We start from the raw sequence: 21,626 nt of genomic DNA, 5'->3' as shown, positions 1-21,626 counted from the left end.
AGGTTAGGCTGCAGGCGTGGGTGCCGAGTCGAGACGCCGGCTGTCCCCCGCCGACAGACGTAACGAGCTGCTGGCGCTGGGAGCCGAGGTGTTCGGCCAACGACCGTACGACGAAGTGCGTATCGACGAGATCGCAGAACGCGCCGGGGTGTCTCGGGCCCTGATGTACCACTACTTCCCCGACAAGCGGGCCTTCTTCGCCGCTGTGGTGCAGGCCGAGGGCGAGCGCTTGTTCGCCGCCACCAGCACCCTGCCCGAGCCTGGCCAGAGCCTGTTCGGCCAACTGCGCGCCGGAGTGCTGGCCTACCTGCGCTACGACGAGGAGCATCCACATGGCGCGTGGGCGGCCTACATGGGCCTGGGCCGCACCGATCCCGTGCTGCGCGGCGTCGACGACATCGACAACGACCGCCAGGCCGACCGGATCATGGCCCGGATCGCCGAGGCGGTCTCCGACCCGTTGGATCCCAAGGTGCAACGCGATCTGCGAGCCACCGTGTACGGCTGGCTGGCCCTGACCTTCGAAATGTGCCGGCAGCGACTCAAGGATCCGTCGATCGATGCGGGCTTCGTCGCAGACACCTGTGCGCACGCCCTGCTCGACGCCATCGGCCGGGTACCCGGACTGCCGGCCGACCTGGTCTGCGCGGCCGCTCCTGACCAGCGCTGACGTCCGCTTGTCGGTGGTACGCGGCAGTATGACTGGGTGGCCACCACGCCGGTCGATTCGCTGGCCCGGTTCAGCGCACTGACCCGGGAGTGGTTCAACGCTGCCTTCCCCGCGCCGACGGCCGCCCAGGCACAGGCCTGGGCCGCGATCGCCGAGGGGCACAACACCCTGGTCATCGCCCCCACCGGCTCCGGCAAGACGCTGGCGGCGTTCCTGTGGGCCATCGACGCGCTGACCCGGTCTGCCGAACCGCGCTCGGGCACAACGGTGCTGTACGTGTCCCCGCTCAAAGCGTTGGCCGTCGACGTCGAACGCAACCTGCGCACCCCCCTGACCGGGATCACCCGCGTCGCCGAGCGACACGGGGTGCCCGCCCCTTCGATCAGCGTCGGCGTCCGCTCCGGGGACACCACCCCGAGCCAGCGCCGCGCGATGCTGAGCAAGCCGCCCGACATCCTGATCACCACCCCGGAGTCGCTGTTCCTGATGCTGACCTCGGCGGCGCGCGAGACTCTGGCCTCCGTCCGGACCGTGATCGTCGACGAGGTTCACGCCGTAGCCGCCACCAAACGCGGTGCGCACCTGGCCCTCTCACTCGAACGGCTGGATCAGCTTCTCGACGAGCCCGCTCAGCGGATCGGCTTGTCGGCGACGGTGCGTCCTCCCGAAGAGGTGGCCCGGTTCCTGTCCGGTCAGGCACCCACCACCATCGTGTCCCCGCCCGCCGCCAAGACCTTCGACCTGTCGGTCCAGGTTCCGGTTCCCGACATGGCCAACCTCGACAACAACAGCATCTGGCCCGACGTCGAGGAACGCATCGTCGACCTGATCGAGGCGCACCAATCCTCGATCGTGTTCGCCAATTCCCGGCGGCTGGCCGAGCGGCTGACCTCGCGGCTGAACGAGATCCACGCCGAACGGGCCGGAATCGAGCTCTCGCTCGACCACAACCCCCAGGTGGGTGGCGGTGCCCCGGCCCAACTCATGGCCAGCGGCCAAGCCAACGGTGCGCCCACACTGCTGGCCCGCGCGCACCACGGCTCGGTCAGCAAGGAGCAGCGCGCACAGGTCGAAGACGACCTGAAACGCGGGCGACTGCGCGCCGTCGTCGCCACCTCCAGCCTGGAGTTGGGTATCGACATGGGCGCGGTCGACCTGGTGATCCAGGTCGAGTCACCCCCGTCGGTGGCCAGCGGGTTGCAACGGATCGGGCGTGCCGGGCATCAAGTCGGCGAGATCTCCCAGGGCGTGCTGTTTCCCAAACATCGCACCGACCTGATCGGCTGCGCGGTGACGGTGCAACGCATGCGCACCGGCGACATCGAGTCCATGCACGTGCCGGCCAACCCGCTCGACGTGCTGGCCCAGCACACGGTCGCCGTGGCCGCCCTGGAGCCCGTGGATGCCGACGCGTGGTTCGATGCGGTCCGGCGCAGCGCCCCGTTCGCCACGTTGCCGCGCAGCGCCTTCGAAGCCACGCTCGACCTGTTGTCGGGGAAGTATCCGTCCACCGAATTCGCCGAGCTCCGGCCGCGGCTCGTCTACGACCGCGACCACGGCACCCTCACCGCCCGCCCGGGCGCCCAGCGCCTGGCCGTCACGTCCGGCGGGGCCATCCCTGACCGCGGGCTGTTCACCGTCTATCTGGCCACCGATTCCGAAAAACCCTCGCGGGTAGGTGAACTCGACGAGGAGATGGTCTACGAGTCCCGGCCGGGCGACGTCATATCGCTGGGCGCCACCAGCTGGCGGATCACCGAGATCACCCACGACCGGGTACTCGTCATCCCGGCCCCGGGCCAGCCCGCCCGGCTGCCGTTCTGGCGTGGAGACAGCGTGGGCCGGCCCGCCGAACTCGGTGCGGCGGTCGGAGCGTTCACCGGCGAGCTCGCGGCACTCGGCCGTGCCGAATTCGACGAGCGCTGCCAGACAATGGGTTTCGCCGGATTCGCCACCGACAATCTGTACCAGTTGCTGCACGATCAGCGTGAGGCCACCGGAGTGGTCCCCAGCGACAGCACGTTCGTGGTCGAGCGCTTCCGCGACGAGCTCGGCGACTGGCGGGTGATCCTGCACTCTCCATATGGCCTGCGGGTCCACGGGCCGCTGGCCCTTGCCGTGGGGCGACGGCTGCGGGAACGCTACGGCATCGACGAAAAGCCCACCGCCTCCGACGACGGCATCATCGTTCGGCTTCCCGACAGCGGCGAAACCCCGCCGGGTGCAGACCTGTTCGTGTTCGATGCCGACGAGGTAGAGCCCATCGTCACCGCGGAAGTGGGCGGATCGGCGTTGTTCGCGTCCCGGTTCCGTGAATGCGCCGCCCGTGCCCTGCTACTGCCACGCAGGCACCCGGGCAAGCGGTCCCCGCTGTGGCATCAACGGCAACGCGCCGCACAGCTGCTCGACATCGCCCGCAAGTATCCGGACTTCCCGATCGTGCTGGAAACGGTCCGGGAATGCCTGCAGGACGTCTACGACGTGCCCGCGCTCACCGAGTTGATGCGGCGGGTGGCGCAACGCCGGCTGCGGGTGGTCGAGGTGGAGACCGCCGCGCCGTCACCGTTCGCGGCCTCACTGCTGTTCGGCTATGTGGGTGCCTTCATGTACGAGGGTGACAGCCCGCTGGCCGAGCGACGGGCCGCAGCGCTCGCGCTGGACACCGTGCTGCTGTCCGAATTGCTGGGCCGGGTCGAGCTGCGCGAGCTACTGGACCCCGCCGTGGTCGCCTCGACCTCCGCTCAGCTGCAACACCTCACCGAGGAGCGCGCAGCGCGCGACGCCGAGGCGGTGGCCGATCTACTGCGGATGCTGGGCCCGCTGACCGAGGCCGAGATCGCCGAGCGCGCCACCACCGACGCGATCGGCGGCTGGCTGGACGGGCTGCACGCCGCCAAGCGCGCACTACCGGTCACCTACGCCGGGCAGACCTGGTGGTCCGCGGTGGAGGACATCGGCCTGCTCCGCGACGGCGTCGGCGCGCCGGTACCGGTCGGGGTGCCCGCGGCGTTCACCGAATCCGTCGCCGATCCACTCGGGGATCTGATCGGCCGCTATGCCCGCACCCATGGGCCGTTCACCACCACCGAGGTCGCCACCCGGTTCGGGCTCGGTCTTCGGGTGACCGCAGATGTGTTGGGCCGCATGGCTGTCGACGGCCGGCTGGTGCGTGGTGAGTTCGTCGACGAACTGCCCGGCGATCAATGGTGCGACGCCGAGGTACTGAGGATTTTGCGGCGTCGTTCCCTGGCCGCGCTACGCGCTCAGGTCGAACCGGTCAGCACCGCGGCCTACGGCCGGTTCCTGCCGTCCTGGCAGCACGTCGGTTCCACCCACAGCACGGGCATTGACGGGCTGGGCGCAGTGATCGAGCAGCTCGCCGGCGTTCCCATTCCCGCGTCGGCGGTGGAGTCACTCGTCTTCGGTCAACGGGTCCGCAACTACCAGCCGTCCATGCTCGACGAGCTGCTGGCCTCCGGTGAGGTGATGTGGTCGGGCGCCGGACAGATCGGCAGCAGCGACGGTTGGGTGGCATTCCATCTGGCCGAGACCGCACCGCTGACACTGCCCGTCCCCGCCGAGATCGAGTTCACCGATACGCACCGGGTCATCATGGAGACGCTGGGACATGGCGGGGCGTACTTCTTCCGGCAACTCACCGACCAGGATGCTGCAGAGTCCGAGCTGAAAACAGCACTGTGGGAATTGATCTGGGCCGGCTGGGTCACCGGGGACACGTTCGCCCCGGTGCGGGCGATGCTGACCGGCCCGCGGCGGTCCGGCGCGCCGGCGCACCGGCAGCGCCAACGGCCACCCAGGCTCAGCCGCTACAGCGTCGCACGCCCGCACAGCCGCGCAGCCGATCCGATGGTGTCCGGCCGGTGGTCGGCATTGCCTGGTGCCGAACCGGATTCGACCGTGCGCGCGCATTTCCAGGCCGAGCTGCTGTTGAACCGGCACGGGGTGCTGACCAAGGGGGCGGCGGCAGCCGAGGGCGTGCCGGGCGGGTTCGCCACCCTGTACAAGGTGTTGAGTGCGTTCGAGGATGCCGGTCGCTGCCAGCGCGGGTACTTCGTCGAGTCTCTCGGCGGAGCACAGTTCGCCGTGGCTTCCACTGTCGACCGGTTGCGGTCCTACCTCGACGGGGTCGATCCTCAGCGACCCGAGTACCACGCCGTCGTACTCGCGGCGACGGACCCGGCCAATCCCTACGGAGCCGCACTGGCCTGGCCGGACCGCGGCGGCGAGGACACCCACCGTCCTGGCCGCAAAGCCGGAGCCCTGGTCACACTGGTCGACGGACAGTTGGTGTGGTTCCTCGAACGCGGCGGCCGGACCCTGCTCAGCTTCACCTCCGATGTCGAGGCTCAGCGAGCTGCCGCGGCGGCCTTGGCCGAACTCGTCAGTTCGGGCCGCATGCCGTCGCTGTTGGTCGAACGAATCAACGGGGCGGCCGTGCTGGATCCCGGCGTCGACGCGGACCGCGCCGCCGTGCAGGACGCGCTGACCGGGGCCGGGTTTTCCCGCACCCCGCGGGGGCTACGGCTTCGGTAAGTTCGTGATGCCATGCCCGAAGGTGACACCGTCTTCCACACCGCCACCGCGCTGCGCAACGCGTTGGCCGGCAAGACGTTGACCCGCTGCGATATCCGAGTGCCCCGCTACGCCACCGTCGATCTGACGGGGCAGGTGGTCGACGAGGTGCTCAGCCGAGGCAAGCATCTGTTCGTCCGGGTGGGCCCGGCCAGCATCCATTCCCATCTGAAGATGGAGGGCAGTTGGCGCATCGGGTGGTCCAAAGTCGCGCTGCACCGCATCCGTGCCTTGCTGGAGACCGCCGACAGCCGGGCCACCGGGATCGACCTCGGCTTGTTGGAGGTGCTCGACCGAGACACCGACATGGCCGCAGTGGCACACCTGGGCCCGGATCTGCTCGGTCCGGACTGGGAACCCCGGACAGCGGCGGCCAACCTCACTGCCGATCCAGACCGTCCGCTGGCGCCGGCCCTGCTCGATCAGCGGGTGATGGCCGGCGTCGGCAATGTCTACTGCAATGAACTGTGTTTCGTCTTCGGCCGGCTGCCGGTTTCACCCGTGGACTCGCTGACCGATCCGTTACGCGTCGTGCAGCGCGCGCGGGACATGCTGTGGCTCAACCGGTCCCGGTGGAACCGCACCACCACCGGAGACACGCGATCTGGACGACAACTTTGGGTGTACGGCCGCGCCGGTGAGCCCTGCCGTCGCTGCGGGACGCTGATAGAGACCGATGCGGGCGGCGAGCGGGTGACGCACTGGTGCCCGACCTGCCAAACCTGACTCCCGTTGTGTGACAGCGCCTGTGGAGATCGCAGTCATAGCCCGAGTCAGTGTGTTATGTCTCAAGACATCGGTGACAGTTCTGCATCAGGACATCGGTGACAGTTCAAGTGGTTTTGGTGGTGACACTTCTGCCCCAAAGTTCCGGTGGTGGCTGCTCATGAACCCATCGATCCTCTCGTCCGCCTTGCGATCTCGCAGTGGCCCGACAATGCGCCCCGCGGGGCGGTCTCGACGTTCTGCGCCGAGCACGGCATCTCTCGAAAGTCGTTCTACGAGTTGCGCAAACGCGCGAAGGTCGACGGGCCGGCCGCGGTGCTCGAACCCCGGCCCCGGCGGCCGAAGTCGAGTCCATCGAAGCTGACCGACGCGGTCAAGGAACAGGCCGTGGCGGTACGCGTTGCTCTGGAGGCCTCCGGCTTGGACCACGGTCCGATCAGCGTGCACGAGAAGATGCGCGCGATGGGGCTGGACTGCGTGCCCTCGGTGGCGTCGCTGGCCAGGATCTTCCGCCAGGCAGGTGTTGCCAGGGCCGAGCCGAACAAAAAGCCCCGCTCGGCGTGGCGGCGGTTCGTGTATCCAGCCCCGAATGCGTGCTGGCAACTGGACGCAAATGCGTGATCCTCCAGCTCATCGATGATCACTCCCGTTACACGGCCGCCTCCCACGTGGCATGGGGCGAGACCGCCGAGGCGGCGATCACCGTGTTCAACAAGGCGGTCGCCGTCCACGGGGTGCCCCAACGGCTGCTGTCAGACAACGGGGTCGCGCTCAATCCCTCGCGGCGTGGATCCCTGGGCCGGTTGGTCGAACACATCTCACGCCTGGGTGTGCAGGCGATCACCGGCAAGCCGCACAAGCCGACCACCCAGGGCAAAAACGAACGCTTCCATCAGACCTTGTTCCGCTACCTGGACAAACAGCCGCTGGCGAATACCCTGGCCGAGCTGCAGGCCCAGGTCGACGCCTTCGACGACATCTACAACACCGAGCGCCCCCCACCAGGGGCTGCCTGGGCGCATCACACCCCGCACGGCATGGGAAGGCACCGCGAAAGCGCCAGCCTCCACGCCCCAAGCCCGACGCACTCTTGGTCGTCCAATCCTCCGTCAAGCGCAACCGGCCCGCACCGAACCCCAAGGACCTCCCCGCCGACACCCACATCCGAAGGCTCAGCACCGCCGGAACATTCACCATCGCTGGGGTCACCTACAAGGTCGACGGCCAGCCCGGCCTAGCGCAGGTCCTGGTCGCCACTGACGGCGACAAGATCACCGTGACAGACCTCGACGGAGAGGTCCTCATCGAACACACTCGACCCGCACCCGGAGTGAGATACGTCGGCAACGGACGACCCCGCGGCGGCCGCCCCAACAACGATGAACCGTCACCGATGTCCTGATGCAGAACTGTCACCAATGTCCTGAGACATCACAGTCCGAGTCAGTGGAATGCGCTACAATCGAATGTATGTTCGAAGATGCGTCGGATGTGGAGCTGATCGACCAGATCAGCGCCGCCGCGCGGGCCGAGTCAGTGGCGATCGCGGCCCGGTTGGCCGCGATCGGGGCCCTGGACTCGCTGCGCGAGCAGGAGTTGATCGACAGCATCTTGTGGCGCACCGACCCGTTCGAGGAGGTGTGCGCCGAGGTGTCGGCGGCGATGCGGATCGCCCGCGGCCGGGCCGGCACCCAGGTCCACCACGCCCGGGTACTACGCGACAAGCTGCCCCAGGTCGCGGCCCGCTTCGCCGTCGGCGACATCGACTACCGGGTGGTGCGGATGCTCATCGCCCGCACCACCACCGCCGATCGCTCGGTGTGGGCCGAACTGGACGCTGAACTGGCCGCCCGCGCGTCTCGGTGGATGCGATTCTCTGAGCGGCAGTTGCGGGATCGGATCGATCACTGGGTCGCCAAACTCGACCCCAACGGGGAACGGGTGCCCCCGAACCTGGCCGAGGACCGGTTCGTGCAGGTCGAGCCGGGCAGCCCGGGAACCGCCACCATCTGGGCCAATGTCGACGCCGCCGACGCCGCAGCCCTGGATCAACGCCTGAACGCGTTAGCCGACACCGTGTGCGAACATGATCCCCGCAGCCGGGAGCGGCGTCGCGCCGATGCAGTGGGGCCACTGGCCCGGCTGCAAGCCCAACTGGCGTGCCGGTGCGGCCGCGACGACTGCCCGGCCGCCCAGAATCGGGCCGCAGCCGATGCGGCGGTGTATCACGTGCTGGCCAACCAATCCACCCTGGAGGGCACCTCGGACGATCCGGGGTATCTGCCCGGGTACGGGATCCTGCCCGCCCAGCGTGTGCGCGACCTCGCCGCCACAGCCAAGATCAAACCACTGCACGTGCCAGTGCCCGCCGAACCGAAGGAACCGACCGAATCCGGCGAGGCGGCCGACACGGATGAGGTGAGCGACGAGCCGGGCGGTGCGACCGAACCCGCCGAGCCGGTGGACACCTCGGAGCGGAGCGAATCGACGGGACCCGGTGAGACGTCTGAGACGTCTGGGCCGGGCGACCCGGCTGAGCCGGGGTATCGCCCGTCGGTAGCGCTCTCGGAGTTCATCCGCTGGCGTGACCTGACGTGCAGGTTCCCCGGCTGCGACGCTCCCGTCGACCGCTGCGACATCGACCACACCGCACCGTGGCCCGCGGGCCCGACGCATCCGTCGAACACCAAACTTTATTGTCGTACACATCATTTGGTGAAAACGTTCTGCCCAGGCTGGTCGGATCGCCAATTACCCGACGGGACAGTCGAAGTCACTACACCGACCGGCCACACCTACACCACCGAACCCCACGGCGCCGGGATGTTCCCCACCCTGGGCCAACCCACCGGCGACCTCAACGTCCCCGAACCCGAAGCACCCAGCCCCAACCGGGCCACCAAGATGCCCAAACGGTCACAAACCCGCGAGCAAGACCGCCAAGACCGCATCAACGAAGAACGACAACTGCGCGCCGAATTCAACAACGACCTCGCCACCGAACGCGACTACCAAGCCTGGCTCGCCGAAGAATACGGACCACCTCCACCCTTCTGAGAAGCCCTAGCGGGCACTCACAGTCAGCGCCTCGGCCACCTCCTGCGCCACGCGGAGGCCGGATTCGATCGCGCCTTCGATGTAACCCGGATGATCGCCGGCAGTTTCGGTTCCGGCCCAGTGGATGTCACCGACGGGTGTGGAGGGCAACGGAAGAAGCCCGCCCGGGACGCCCGCGACGGGCAACGCCATATAGCCGCCGCCGGCGTATTCATCGGTATGCCATGACTTCTCGTGCCAGCTGATCGGCCGGAGAACATCGGGCCCGATCTGGCTGACCAAGGGCTCCAGCACAACCCGTCGCCGTTCGTCGGCGGTGAGGCCATCGAGTTCACGGGCCGCAGGTCCACCGATGAGCACGCACAGGTGGCCCGGACCGTCCGGCGGACTGGTGTCGAAGACACCGCTACCCGGACCGTCGAGGACGATCAGCTCGCCGCCTTTACCCTGCCTCCAGAACGGCTGGTCGTAAACCGCGATGGCCTTGTAGACCGAACCCATATAGGTGTCGTCCGCGAGCCGAGCCCGATCCAGCGGGAGCGGTGGTTGGTGGGCGATGGAGCCGGCCACGGGCGCCGGAACCGTGACGATGACCTTGGCTGCCCGGATGCCCCCGCCGCCGTCTGCACCGTCACGCCAGAGCTATCGCGAGCAATCGATACGACCTTGTGCCCCAAACTGATCCGGGAGTCCAAGTCGGCAGCCAAACCGTCGGCGAGCCCTTTCATACCTTCGACGAGCAGCGAGTCTTGCGCGCCCCCTTTGGTCGACAGCATGGTGCGCACCCCGCCCTGCAGGCGGATCATTCGCGCCATCGCGTACGCCGAATGCCGGTCCAGATCTGCCGTCCAGGACACCTCGGCAATCACTTCCAGCAGCCGGCGAGCGGTGCGGCCCGGTACCCGGCGCAGCCACGACTGCACGGTCCTGTCACTCCATCGCCGTGGGACTCCCGTGCGCGACAACACCTCGACGCCCACCAAGACTGCTACGGCAGTGAGTACCGCGGGTGAGATCACCGACAACCGGCGTGAGCAGTCGATCAGTCCCGGCATCGGACCCGTGTGCATCTGATACCGGGTCAGGCCGAGCGCGTCGGCCAACGCCATGAGCCGGTGGTGATCGTGGCCGATCCACTGACCGCCGAGGTCAACCGTCGATCCCAGTGCGGTGGTCTCGCTCATCGTCCGGCCGCCCAGCCGGTCGGCCGCCTCCAGCACCACCACGTCGACGCCACGGCGATGAAGCTCGCGGGCTGCGATCAGTCCGGATATTCCGGCGCCGACCACAACCACCGTGGCGTCCGTTGCACTGCCCGGTGCCGTCATCGGACCTCCGCTTCTAAGTCGGTCAACCGTCCGACTTTTATAGCACGGAACCGCCAGGGACAACAGCCCACGTCCAGGCCGATCCTGGGATGTCTAGCCGCGCGTACCCGCCACCGGCTGAGGATCTGCCAGCGTCACCAGCATCTGGATCCCGCGGTCGAGATCGCCGCGCGCACGCCGGCCGTCGCGGCTGGCCACGTACTGGATGATCAAGCCGTCGAGCATTGCGAGCCCGAGCCGCCCCAGGGTGGCGAAATCCACGGCGCAGCGCTCACCGGCGGCATTCGCCGCCTTTTCGCAGAACTCCGTGACCAGTGCGGTGTAGCGGTCGTACTGCAGCCGGGCCAGTCCGCCCGATCCCTCGCTGCGCACGGAATACATCGCCAGTTCGTACTGCATGACCTGCACACCGACGTCGCCTTCGACCAGGGCGTCCCAGAACGTCGTGACGCCGTGACTCAGTGCGTGCGCCAGACCCTGGTCGAGTTGCAGGCTGTCGTGCACAGTGGCGACGACATCGTCGATGACCGCAGCGATGACGGCGCGCAGCATCTGGTCCTTGGACGGGAACACGTAGTGCAACGTGCCCAGCGGGATACCCGCCTCGGCCGCGACGGCGCGCAGCGTCGTTCCCGGCACGCCGACACCACTGAGCACCCGGATCGCCGCCGCCACGATCTGCTCATGGCGCTCAGCCGCCTTGACATAGGCCATCGGAATCCCTTCCTCGACTGAGCGTCAGCTTAGGGTGCCACCATGACCAACGCCGTCGTCCGCCCGACGTCACCGGATGACCTCGACGTGGCCACGTTCGAGCTGATCCCACCGCATCGCGAAGAGTTGGAGCGCCGACTGGCAACGTCTCGCGAACGCGAATTGCCCTTCCTCACAGCGGTACTCAATGACAAGATCGCGGGTTACGCATACTGCGCGCCCCGGAAACCAAGGCCGGCCTACCGGCACACCGTGGAGAACTCGACCTACCTCACCCCGCATTGCACCGGCGGCTGCAGCGCGCAGGCATCCGGTGGGCTACAAGCACGGTCAGCAGTTGACGAGTTCGGGCTCGACGATCGGCTGCGAAGCCGGTTCCGGGGCAGGCTCTTTGACAGTCGTCTCGGGATCCTTGGGCGTACCACCCCACGGGAAAGCCAGCCGCACAATCTTGCGAACCACCGAAGCGAACTGCTTGTGGATCGGACCAGTGTTGTACGGCAGGCCGTAGCGCTGGCAGATCTCCTTGACCTCACCGGAGATCTCGGCGTAGCGATGTGCCGGGATGTCCGGGAACAGGTGGTGTTCGATCTGGAACGACAGGTTGCCACTGAAGATGTGGAACCACTTGCCGCCGGACAGGTTTGCCGACCCCAGCAGCTGACGGAAGTACCATTGGCCGCGGGTCTCGTTCTGGGTTTCCTCGATGGTGAACTCATGGGTGCCCTCGGGGAAGTGCCCGCAGAAGATGATGGTGTAGGACCACACGTTGCGCATCAGATTGGCAGTCATGTTGCCCGCGAACACGAATGGTGCGAATGGTCCCGCCAGCAGCGGGAAGGCCACATAGTCCTTGACGGTCTGCTTGCGGACCTTGGCCCACATCTCGCGCAGCATGTCTTTCTTGTCCCGCAGCTTGATCTCGCCGGAGCGGATGCGCTCGGTCTCCAGCTCGTGCAGTGCGACGCCGTATTGGAAGAACACCATCAACAGGAAGGCGTACAACGGATTACCCAGGTAGTACGGGCTCCATTTCTGGTCCTCGCTCATTCGCAGGATGCCGTAGCCGATGTCTCGATCCATGTCGACGATGTTGGTGTAGGTGTGGTGCATGTAGTTGTGCGAATGCCGCCACTGATTGGACGGGCAGGCCGAATCCCATTCGAAGTTCTGGCCGCGCAACGCCGGGTCGCCCATCCAGTCGTACTGGCCGTGCATGACGTTGTGGCCGATCTCCATGTTGTCGAGGATCTTTGACAGCCCCAGCATCACGGTGCCGATCGGCCAGGCCGGCGGAAGGAACAGCAGCGCCCGCCCGCCGACTTCGAGCTTGCGTTGCATCTTGATGATGTCGCGGATGTAGGTGGCATCGCGTTCGCCGAGGTCGGCGACTGCGCGCTCACGGATGGCGTCGAGCTCGGCGCCGAAGGTTTCGAACTGCTCGGGGGTCAGGGTGTAGTGAGTCATGTCTGCGCCTTTCAGGGTCAACAGGTCTCAAAGATCTATGACGACGTCGCCGACGGGTGCGGTGACGCAAATTTCGATGTCTTCGCAGTCGGCGGTGGAGATCGCGCCGGTGATCAGGTTGCGGACCGCGCCGCTGGTCTTGAATCGGGTGCAGGTGTGGCAGATGCCCATGCGGCAGCCGCTTTCCGGCTTCAGTCCGGCCGCCTCGGCCTGCACGAGCAACGGTTGGCCGTCGTCGGCCACCTCGATGTCGCTGTCGGCGAATCGGACAGTGCCGCCGGTGGCCTCGGCGGGCGCCGTGAAGGCCGGCGGGACGAAGCTCTCGAAAACCGCGTCAGGGCGGTACTGCCGGACTGCGTCCAACAGCGCCGGCGGACCGCAGACGAACACCGCATCGGGCTCAGCACCCGGGAAGGCCTCAGCCAGGTGGGCCGGGCCGAAGTACCCGTCCAATTCGCCGGCGGCGCCGTCGCGCGTGTAACCGTGCAGGATCCGCACCCCGGCCGAGCGCATGGCCGCCAACTCGGTGCGGTAGCAGGCTTCCTCGACGCCGCGTGCGTAATGGATGAATGCGACCTCGCCGGTGAACGCCTGTGCACGCAGGGTGCGCAGCATGGACAGCACCGGGGTGATGCCGCTGCCGCCGGAGACGAACAGGATGCGCTGCGGCAGCTCCGCGGGCAGGACGAAATCCCCGCCCACCGAGTCGAGACCGAGCACCATGCCCGGGTACGCGTGGTCGCACAGGTAGTTCGAGACCAGCCCGCCCTCATGGCGGCCGACGGTCAATTCCAGGTGGCGCGCCCCCTCGGCGCTGGCCGGCGAGTAGCAGCGGGTACGACGCCTGCCGTTGATCTCGACGGAGAGGTTGATGTGCTGACCCGCCCGAAACCCGACGAAGGCCTCGTTGGGTTCCAGGGTCAGCGTGACGCTGCGCGACGTCTGCCGCCGCACCGCCACCACCTTGGCCCGGGCGTCGCCACGGGTCCAGGTCGGCTCGACCAGCTCGGTGTAACGGTCAACCCCGTGCGGGCCGGTCAGAAGGTTCGCGAGCGCACTCATCCGCGGTGCCGCGAGCACTCGCTTCGTCAATGTTTGAGTGAACATGTGTACACAGTGCGCGTGCACAGGCGACTCTGTCAACGATAAAAGTGCAGCAAGTGGTAGGGTTCACACCAGTGAACAGACGTACGCCCAATTCACGAACATCGAGCTCACGAACACGAAAGCCGGAGTCGGCGGCGCGTTCGCGCGAGACGCTGTCGCGGGAAGAGCGCAAAGAGGCCACGCGCCGGGCGATCATCACCGCGGCCCTCACACTTCTGGAAGACCGCAGCTTCAGCGCGCTGTCGCTGCGGGAGGTCACCCGCGAGGCCGGCATCGTCCCCGCCGCGTTCTACCGCCACTTCGACTCGATGGACGCGCTCGGCCTGGTACTCATCGACGAATCGTTCCGGTCGCTGCGCGACATGCTGCGAGGCGCCCGCGCCGGCAAGCTCGATCCGCATCACGTCATCGAATCCTCGGCCGAGATCCTCATCGGCAGTTTCAACGACCGGCGTGAGCACTGGCGCTTCATCGCCCGCGAACGCTCCAGCGGGGTGTCGGTGCTGCGCTACGCAATTCGCACCGAGATCCGATTGATCACCTCCGAGCTCGCGATCGACCTGGCCCGGTTTCCCGCCCTCAAGGACTGGAGCAGCGAGGATCTCAACATCCTGGCCAGTCTGTTCGTCAATGCGATGATCTCGATAGCCGAGTCGCTGGAGGATGCGGTGGACACCCAGTCGGTCCAGGCAATCCACCGCACCGCGGTCAAACAACTACGGATGATCGCCGTCGGCGTCAACGGGTGGCACAGCCAGGGTCAGTGAGCTCCGCCGGACAGCACATCCTCATCGCGCTTGTCTCGGAAATAGGCCCGCGTTTCGCGGTAAACCAGTGGAGACAGGATCAGTAGACCGATCAGGTTGGGCAACGCCATCAGCCCGTTCATCACGTCCGAGAAAGTCCACACCGTCTTCAGCGCGGTGGTCGATCCGATGTAGGTGACGATGATGAACACGATCCGGTACGGCAGCACGGCTTTTCGTCCGAACAGGTACTCCATACACCGCTCGCCGTAGTAGGACCAGCCGAGCAGGGTGGAAAAGGCGAACAGCATCACACCGACCGTGACGATGACGCTGCCCCACTCCCCGGGCAGCCCGTGGGCGAAGGCACGGGCGGTGAAACTGGCGGCCTCGTCGGCTCCGGCGTCTTTCCACACTCCGGTGACCACGATCGCCAGCGCGGTGAAGCTCACCACCACCAGAGTGTCGATGAAGGTCTGGGTCATCGACACCAATGCCTGGCGTACCGGGTGCGTGGTCTTGGCCGCCGCGGCGGCGATACCGCCGGTGCCCAGGCCCGATTCATTGGAGAAGATGCCCCGTGCGACGCCGTAGCGGATTGCCGCCGCCACGGCCGCTCCGGCGAACCCACCGGTCGCCGCGGTGCCGGTGAAGGCATCGGTGAAGATGATGCCGACCGCCTCGGGCAGCTGGTCGATGTTGAACGCCAGGACGGCGGCCGCACCGACGATGTACACCACGATCATGAACGGGACGAGCAAGCTGGTGACGCGGCCGATGCTCTTGATGCCGCCGATGATCACGGCCGCGGTCAGCACCAGCACGACGGCTCCGGTTACCGGTGCCGCGATTCCCCATTCTTCGTTGACGTTGGCAGCGACGGTGTTGGCCTGGGTCATGTTGCCGATACCAAACGACGCCAACACGCCCGCGACCGCGAAGAACCCGCCGAGAAACACCCCCACTGGCCCCTTGATGCCGCGCCGCAGGTAATACATCGGTCCACCCGACTGCTCACCGGCGGCGTCGGTACGTCGGAACTTCACGCCGAGGAAGGCTTCGCTGTACTTGGTGGCCATGCCGACCAGGCCGGTGCACCACATCCAGAACACCGCACCCGGGCCGCCGAGTGCGATCGCGGTCGCTACACCCGCGATGTTGCCGACACCCACTGTGGCGGCCAGCGCCGTCGACAACGCCTGGTAGTGCGAGATGTCTCCCTCGGCGCCTTCGTCCGTGCGTTTGACGAACGCCAACCAGAAAGCCATTCCGAGGCGGCGCAACTGAATTCCACGCAACAGCACCGTCAGATACACACCCGTGAGAAGAAGCAACGGGATCAGTAACCATGGGCCCCAGATGAAGCTGCTGGCATCGTTCAAATAGTCATCGAATGTCGTCATCGTCTCGCCGTCTCGTCAGTGTCCGTCGAACCGTAATGCACGCACGCTCGTGGAGGCCGAGAAATCGAGCACGACGCCATCACCCGGTCATGGTGTCACGGTCGGATCTTGGCAGCAGTGCAACACAACGGGCTGTCCGGTGTGCCCCGGCGACGTTAACCTCCACGCATGCCACTCGACCTTGCCTACCCGCGTCCCGACATCGCCGTCATCACGCTCAATCGCCCCGACAAGCTCAACGCGTTGTCCTACGAACTGGTCGAGGCGCTCCACGCCACCCTCGACGAGATCGCGGCGAACAACGAATGCCGTGTCGTGGTGCTCACCGGTGCCGGCCGCGGGTTCTGCTCGGGTCTGGATCTGAGCAACCCCAATCCGCCCGAGGCCGGTGGCGGCACCGAATTTCCCCGCTCAGGAATGCGCTGGCAGGAACGCATCGCGAACCTGACGGTCAAACTGCACCGACTGCGCCAACCGGTCATCGCCGCGGTCAACGGCGCCGCCTACGGCGGTGGCTTCGCCTTGGCGGCGGCCAGCGACATCCGCATCGCCGGTCCGGCAGCGAAATTCTGCACGCAGTTCATCAAGCTCGGCATCGGCGGCTGCGACATCGGAGTGAGCTACACGCTGCCCAGGATCATCGGCGCGGGCCCGGCGTTCGACTTGATCCTGACCGCGCGTGCCGTCGATGCAGCAGAGGCACTGCGGCTCGGCCTGGTCACGCGCGTCGTCGAGGACACCGCGGATCTGGTCGGTGCAGCCCTGGAAGTGGCCGAAACCTTGTGCAGCTACGGGAAATTCGGGTTGGAATCGACCAAGCAGGTACTGTGGGCCAACCTGGACGCCGGTTGCCTGGAAACAGCGCTTCACGTGGAGAACCGCAGCCAGATCCTGTCCGTCGGCGCCGGCAGCCTCAGCGGAAAGCCACCCCGCTAGCGTGCGGTCCCACCGCCGTCGACGATGACCACCTGCCCGGTCATGTAACTGCCGGCGTCCGAACACATGAGCAGGGCCGCGCCGACCATCTCGTCCGGCGTGGCCAGCCGTTTCATCAAGGTGCCGCCCTTCATGGCGTCGATGGCCTCTGGCGGGTTGTTGCGCATCATGTCGGTGTCGACGGGCCCAGGCGCCAGGGCGTTCACCCGGATGCCGAACGGCACGAACTCCGCCGCCATGGATCGGGTGACCGACATGAGCGCAGCCTTGCCCGAGGCATAGATGGACAGCGCGGGCGCGAAGTTGAACGCTCCCACCGACACCAAGTTCAACACCGCTGCGTTCGAGCTGGTCTTCAGATGCGGTAACGCGTGCTGCACCAGGAACACGGGCCCGCGCAGGTTCACCTCGTAAGACTTTGCCCAGGCCTCCGGGGTCATCTGCCCCAACGGCTGGGCCAACGCGTTGGCGGCATTGTTGACCACCACATCGACCCCGCCGAACTCGGCGACCGTGCGCTCCACCAGTGCACCGAGATCGTCGACGTTGCCGCTGTGGGTGGGGACCCCGATGGCCTGTCCCCCGAGCTCGCGCAGATGCTGAGCCGCGGTCTCGCAGGCCTCGGGCTTGCGGCTGGCGACCACGACTCGCGCCCCGGCCAGCGTGAAGCCCTCGGCGAGAGCCAGCCCGATCCCACGGGTGCCGCCGGTCACGATCACGGTCCGGTCGGTCATGTCGAACAGATGGTCAAAAGTCTCACGGTTCACCCCGTCAGTAGAACATCACCGCGATCCGGTCGCGCAAGGCTTCAGCCCAATACCCGGGAACTGAAGAATTCACGGTGCTCACCGGTGATCGGATCGGTGAACTCGAGGCGCTGCGCCAGCAATTGCAATGGGTTCCCGAAGTCGTCGGGCGCGACGTCGATCACGTTGGGGTACAGGGAATCACCCGCAATCGGCAGTCCGATCGAAGCCATGTGCACCCGCAGCTGATGTGTCCGCCCGGTGCGCGGGGACAGCCGGTACAGCCCCTGCCCAAGCTCCTCGATGTAGGTCTCGGCGTTGGGCTCCCCGGGCTCTTCGAAAGCCTGTAACTGCCCGCGGTGCTTGATGATCCGGCTGCGCAATGCGGCAGGCAGAGGCACCTTTGCCGTGCCCTCGGCGCGAGCCAGATATGTCTTGCGAGTCTGACCTTCGGCGAACAACCGCTGATACCGCCCCCGAACCTCGCGGCGCGCGGTGAACAGCAACACCCCCGCAGTCAACCGGTCCAGCCGGTGCGCGGGGCTCAACTCGGGGAGTTCCAGTGCGCGACGCAGCCGTACGAGCGCGGTCTGCGCGACGTGACCACCGCGGGGCATGGTGGCCAGGAAATGTGGCTTGTCGACCACGACGATGTCGTCGTCGCGATACAGCACCGGAATGTCGAACGGCACCTCCACCTCGTCGACCAGGTCACGGTAGAAGTAGACGTGCGCGCCGGCGGGTAGCGTCGTCGTCGCATCGACGGGCGTACCGTCGGGCAGAACCACCTCTCCGGCAAGCACTTTCGCGCCCAAACCGAACCGCTGCTGCAACTCGTCGTGCACATTGCCGCCCCACAACCGCAACCGCGCCGGTCCGAGTCCGTCACGCACCGGCAGCGGCGGGCGTTTGCTCAATTGAGCGGCACGGGCTCGAGGATCTCGGCACGCGCCTCCGGCGCGGCCTGGCGCAACGCATCGGCCGACTCGTCGTCGGGTTGCGTCTGCGACAACACCTCGGCCTCCACCCGGGCGATGTAAGTGGCCACCTCGCGGTCGATGTCCTCGGCAGTCCAACCCAGCACGGGCGCAACCACTTCGGCCACTTCACGCGCGCAGTCGACCCCACGGTGCGGGTATTCGATCGCGATCCGCATCCGGCGAGCCAGGATGTCTTCGAGATGAAGCGCGCCCTCGGCCGCGGCGGCATAGTAGGCCTCGACCTTGAGGTACACCGGCGCTTCGGTAATCGGAGCCAGCAGGTCCGGCTCGCCCTCGGCCATCTTGAGCACCTCACCGATCAGCGAGCCGTAGCGGTCCAGCAGGTGGCGGACCCGGTACGGATGCAGCCCGTAGTGCTTCCCGACGAACTCGGTCTGATTGATCAGGGCGAAATACCCGTCGGCCCCCATCAGCGGGACCTTCTCGGTGATCGACGGCGCCACCCGGGCCGGAATGAACTCCGCGGCAGCGTCGATCGCGTCGGCCGCCATCACCCGATAGGTGGTGTATTTCCCGCCGGCGATCGCCACCAGGCCCGGCGAAGGCACCGCGACGGCGTGCTCACGCGACAGCTTGGAGGTTTCCTCACTCTCACCGGCCAGCAGCGGGCGCAGCCCGGCGTACACACCGTCGATGTCGTCGTGGGTCAGCGGAGTGGCCAGCACGGTGTTGACGTGGCCCAGGATGTAGTCGATGTCGGCCTTGGTGGCGGCAGGATGCGCGAGGTCCAGATTCCAGTCGGTGTCGGTGGTGCCGATGATCCAGTGCGTGCCCCACGGAATCACGAAAAGCACTGATTTCTCGGTGCGCAGGATGATCGCGACCTCACTGACGATCCGATCGCGCGGCACCACGATGTGCACACCTTTGGAGGCCCGCACCCGGAACCGGCCGCGCTCTTTGGACAAGGCCTGGATCTCGTCGGTCCACACCCCGGTGGCGTTGACCACGACATGGCCCCGCACCTCTGTGGTGGCCCCATCCTCGGAGTCGCGCAGCGTCACGCCCACGACGCGATCACCCTCGCGCAGCAGCGCCACCACCTGACTCGACGAGCGCACCACCGCGCCGTAATGGGCGGCGGTGCGGGCCACGGTCATGGTGTGGCGGGCGTCGTCGACAACGGTGTCGTAGTAACGGATCCCGCCGATCAGCGAGCTGCGCTTGAGTCCGGGGGCCAACCGAAGCGCACCGGCCTTTGTCAGATGCTTTTGTGCGGGAACAGATTTCGCCCCGCCGAGCTGATCGTAGAGGAAGATGCCCGCCGCGATATAAGGCCGCTCCCACCAACGGTTGGTCAACGGGAACAGGAAGGGCAGCGGTTTGACGAGATGCGGTGCCAGCGTGGTCAGGCTCAGCTCACGCTCGTACAAGGCCTCGCGAACCAGCCCGAACTCCAATTGCTCCAGATACCGCAGCCCGCCGTGGAACATCTTGGAGCTACGGCTCGACGTGCCCGACGCGAAGTCACGGGCCTCGACCAGCGCGACTTTCAACCCTCGGGTGGCCGCGTCCAACGCGGCACCGGCGCCGACGACACCGCCGCCGATCACCACCACGTCGAATTGTTCGCTGCCGAGTCGTTGCCAGGCTTGCGCCCGTTGCTGCGGTCCGAGGAACGTTTGCCCGTCGCCCGGTGCTGAGATCGGGTCAGTCACGATCCCCAGGCTACGTGGGTGAGGTGAGATCCGCCCGATTCTCTAATCGAGGTCATCGTGTTTCATCAACTGACGCGCGGCCTCGGTGATCGATCCGGACAACGACGGGTACACCGAGAAGGTCTGGGCCAGCTCATCGACCGGAATGCCGTTCTGCACGGCCAGCGCGATCGGCAGGATCAACTCGGAGGCGATCGGCGCCACCACCACTCCGCCGATCACCACACCGGTGGCCGGACGACAGAAGATCTTGACGAAACCGCGGCGCAGGCTGGACATCTTGGCCCGGGCATTCGTGTTCAGCGGCAGCGTGAGGGTGCGGGCCGGCACGGATCCGTCGTCGATCGCGGCCTGCGGAACGCCGACCGCGGCGATCTCCGGACGGGTGAACACCGCGGCGGCGACGGTTCGCAGCCGGATCGGGGCCACCGCCTCGCCCAACGCGTGGTACATCGCGATGCGCCCTTGCATGGCCGCCACCGACGCCAGCGGCAGCAGTCCGGTGCAGTCACCGGCCGCGTAGATGCCCGGGACCGACGTCCGCGAGACCCGGTCGACGTTGAGGTAGTTGCCCGGCCCGAGTTCGATGCCGACGCGCTCCAGACCGAGCCCGTTCGTGTTGGGGACCGACCCCACGGTCATCAGGGCGTGGCTGCCCTCGACCACCCGGCCGTCGGCCATGGTGACCAGGACGCCCGAATCAGTCCGGGTCACCGACTGGGCGCGGGCATTCTTGACCAGCGTGACACCGCGCTCGGAGAACACCTCCTCCAGCACCGCAGCGGCGTCGGAGTCCTCGTGCGGCAGGATCTGGTCGCGGCTGGCCACCACCGTCACCGTGACCCCGAGCTCGGTGTAGGCGTTGACGAACTCGGCACCGGTGACACCGGACCCCACCACCACGAGGTGCTCGGGCAGCGCTTCGAGGTCGTAGAGCTGGCGCCAGTTGAGGATGCGTTCCCCGTCGGGCGCCGCGTTGGGCAGCACGCGCGGGCTGGCGCCGGTGGCGATGAGCACCACATCGGCCGTCAGCTGGCTGACCGCGCCGTCCGGGCCGGTCACCTTGACGCGGTGTTGGGCCATCCCGGGGACGTCGTCGATGAGCTCGCCACGGCCCGCGACCAGCTCGATACCCTCGCTGCGCAGCCGCTCGGCGATGTCGTCGGACTGCGCCGTCGCGAGGTTCTTGACCCGCTCGTTGATCTGCGGCAGCGAGATCTTGGCCTGCTCGAAATCCAGCGAATACCCCAAGTTGGGCGCACGCCGCAGTTCGGTGCGCACGCCGGTGGAGGCGATGAATGTCTTGGACGGCACACAGTCCCACAGCACGCACGCCCCGCCGATACCGTCGCAGTCGACGATGGTGACGTGAGCGACCTCCGGGCCGCGGGCAGCGGCGACGAGTGCCGCCTCATAGCCGGCGGGTCCGCCGCCGATGATCACGATGCGGGTAGCCACGGAACCAACCTAACCA

The 21,626-nt window shown here is 67.0% G+C and carries 14 protein-coding genes and 2 pseudogenes; 7 read left to right on the top strand and 9 right to left on the bottom strand.

Translation table 11 applies throughout. The features are described 5' to 3' along the window. The first annotated feature begins 16 nt into the window (after positions 1-16). The 5 genes and pseudogenes from E0T84_RS15425 to E0T84_RS15405 all read left to right on the top strand — a co-directional run bounded on the left by E0T84_RS15425 (position 17) and on the right by E0T84_RS15405 (position 9,046). Entirely contained in the window at positions 17-670 is a 654-nt protein-coding gene (locus E0T84_RS15425) for a TetR/AcrR family transcriptional regulator (RefSeq protein WP_138744833.1), read from the top strand. Between the two features lie 36 nt (positions 671-706). Then, positions 707-5,224, top strand: coding sequence for an ATP-dependent helicase (locus E0T84_RS15420; protein ID WP_138744832.1), 4,518 nt, complete (start codon positions 707-709; stop codon positions 5,222-5,224). Between the two features lie 12 nt (positions 5,225-5,236). Further along, positions 5,237-5,989, top strand: coding sequence for an endonuclease VIII Nei2 (nei2, locus tag E0T84_RS15415; RefSeq protein WP_138744831.1), 753 nt, complete (start codon positions 5,237-5,239; stop codon positions 5,987-5,989). A 192-nt stretch (positions 5,990-6,181) separates the two neighbouring features. Beyond that, positions 6,182-7,352, top strand: a pseudogene (locus E0T84_RS15410) (integrase core domain-containing protein); the annotation flags it as partial. A 107-nt stretch (positions 7,353-7,459) separates the two neighbouring features. Next, positions 7,460-9,046, top strand: coding sequence for an HNH endonuclease signature motif containing protein (locus tag E0T84_RS15405; RefSeq protein WP_138744830.1), 1,587 nt, complete (start codon positions 7,460-7,462; stop codon positions 9,044-9,046). 6 nt (positions 9,047-9,052) lie between these two features. Here the strand turns inward: E0T84_RS15405 and E0T84_RS15395 are convergent. The 4 genes and pseudogenes from E0T84_RS15395 to E0T84_RS15375 form a co-directional block, all read right to left on the bottom strand. Beyond that, positions 9,053-10,374, bottom strand: a pseudogene (locus tag E0T84_RS15395) (flavin monoamine oxidase family protein). A 93-nt stretch (positions 10,375-10,467) separates the two neighbouring features. Further along, positions 10,468-11,088, bottom strand: a complete 621-nt coding sequence (locus E0T84_RS15390) for a TetR/AcrR family transcriptional regulator (RefSeq protein WP_138744827.1) — start codon at positions 11,086-11,088, stop codon at positions 10,468-10,470. Positions 11,089-11,418: 330 nt separating this feature from the next. After that, positions 11,419-12,555 (bottom strand): acyl-CoA desaturase, encoded by a 1,137-nt coding sequence (locus E0T84_RS15380; RefSeq protein WP_070187298.1) that lies wholly within the window; start codon positions 12,553-12,555, stop codon positions 11,419-11,421. Positions 12,556-12,582: 27 nt separating this feature from the next. After that, positions 12,583-13,662 carry a ferredoxin reductase gene (locus tag E0T84_RS15375; protein WP_138744826.1) on the bottom strand — a complete coding sequence of 360 codons (1,080 nt, stop codon included), beginning with the start codon at positions 13,660-13,662 and terminating at the stop codon, positions 12,583-12,585. A gap of 71 nt (positions 13,663-13,733) precedes the next feature. Between E0T84_RS15375 and E0T84_RS15370 the strand changes: the two genes are divergently transcribed. Then, complete coding sequence (locus E0T84_RS15370) at positions 13,734-14,429, top strand: TetR family transcriptional regulator (RefSeq protein WP_138744825.1); 696 nt, start codon at positions 13,734-13,736, stop codon at positions 14,427-14,429. Here E0T84_RS15370 and E0T84_RS15365 read toward each other — a convergent pair. After that, positions 14,423-15,811, bottom strand: a complete 1,389-nt coding sequence (locus E0T84_RS15365) for a sodium:alanine symporter family protein (RefSeq protein ID WP_070187301.1) — start codon at positions 15,809-15,811, stop codon at positions 14,423-14,425. The genes E0T84_RS15370 and E0T84_RS15365 overlap by 7 nt on opposite strands. Positions 15,812-15,979: 168 nt before the next feature. Here E0T84_RS15365 and E0T84_RS15360 point away from each other — a divergent pair, with 168 nt between their 5' ends. Beyond that, positions 15,980-16,747 (top strand): enoyl-CoA hydratase/isomerase family protein, encoded by a 768-nt coding sequence (locus E0T84_RS15360; protein WP_138744824.1) that lies wholly within the window; start codon positions 15,980-15,982, stop codon positions 16,745-16,747. Here E0T84_RS15360 and E0T84_RS15355 read toward each other — a convergent pair. The 4 genes from E0T84_RS15355 to E0T84_RS15340 are packed head-to-tail and all read right to left on the bottom strand — an operon-like array spanning position 16,744 to position 21,610. Then, the gene (locus E0T84_RS15355; protein ID WP_138744823.1) at positions 16,744-17,514 is read right to left on the bottom strand and encodes an SDR family NAD(P)-dependent oxidoreductase; all 771 of its coding nucleotides are present in this window, start codon (positions 17,512-17,514) and stop codon (positions 16,744-16,746) included. The two genes, E0T84_RS15360 and E0T84_RS15355, sit on opposite strands and share 4 nt — an antisense overlap. Before the next feature lie 41 nt (positions 17,515-17,555). Next, a complete protein-coding gene (locus E0T84_RS15350) occupies positions 17,556-18,410 on the bottom strand; it encodes a pseudouridine synthase (RefSeq protein WP_171055042.1) in 855 nt (284 codons plus the stop codon). After that, entirely contained in the window at positions 18,407-20,152 is a 1,746-nt protein-coding gene (locus E0T84_RS15345; RefSeq protein ID WP_138744822.1) for a glycerol-3-phosphate dehydrogenase/oxidase, read from the bottom strand. Before E0T84_RS15345 ends, E0T84_RS15350 begins: the two co-directional genes overlap by 4 nt. 42 nt (positions 20,153-20,194) lie before the next feature. Continuing rightward, positions 20,195-21,610: an NAD(P)H-quinone dehydrogenase gene (locus tag E0T84_RS15340; RefSeq protein ID WP_138744821.1), complete on the bottom strand. Its 1,416-nt coding sequence runs from the start codon at positions 21,608-21,610 to the stop codon at positions 20,195-20,197. Between the last annotated feature and the right edge of the window lie 16 nt (positions 21,611-21,626).

It is taken from the genome of Mycobacterium sp. DBP42, assembly GCF_005924235.1.
In the GTDB taxonomy this organism is placed as follows: Bacteria; Actinomycetota; Actinomycetes; order Mycobacteriales; family Mycobacteriaceae; genus Mycobacterium; species Mycobacterium syngnathidarum.
Note: the sequence above shows the minus strand (reverse complement) of the source record. Positions and strands in the feature narration are given on the sequence as shown.

Excerpts from the sequence above, each read along its gene's own strand:
- E0T84_RS15365 (WP_070187301.1), bottom strand. The coding sequence starts at position 15,811 with ATGACGACATTCGATGACTATTTGAACGATGCCAGCAGCTTCATCTGG.
- E0T84_RS15390 (WP_138744827.1), bottom strand. The coding sequence starts at position 11,088 with ATGGCCTATGTCAAGGCGGCTGAGCGCCATGAGCAGATCGTGGCGGCG.
- E0T84_RS15360 (WP_138744824.1), top strand. The coding sequence starts at position 15,980 with ATGCCACTCGACCTTGCCTACCCGCGTCCCGACATCGCCGTCATCACG.
- E0T84_RS15375 (WP_138744826.1), bottom strand. The coding sequence starts at position 13,662 with ATGTTCACTCAAACATTGACGAAGCGAGTGCTCGCGGCACCGCGGATG.
- nei2 (WP_138744831.1), top strand. The coding sequence starts at position 5,237 with ATGCCCGAAGGTGACACCGTCTTCCACACCGCCACCGCGCTGCGCAAC.
- E0T84_RS15405 (WP_138744830.1), top strand. The coding sequence starts at position 7,460 with ATGTTCGAAGATGCGTCGGATGTGGAGCTGATCGACCAGATCAGCGCC.
- E0T84_RS15380 (WP_070187298.1), bottom strand. The coding sequence starts at position 12,555 with ATGACTCACTACACCCTGACCCCCGAGCAGTTCGAAACCTTCGGCGCC.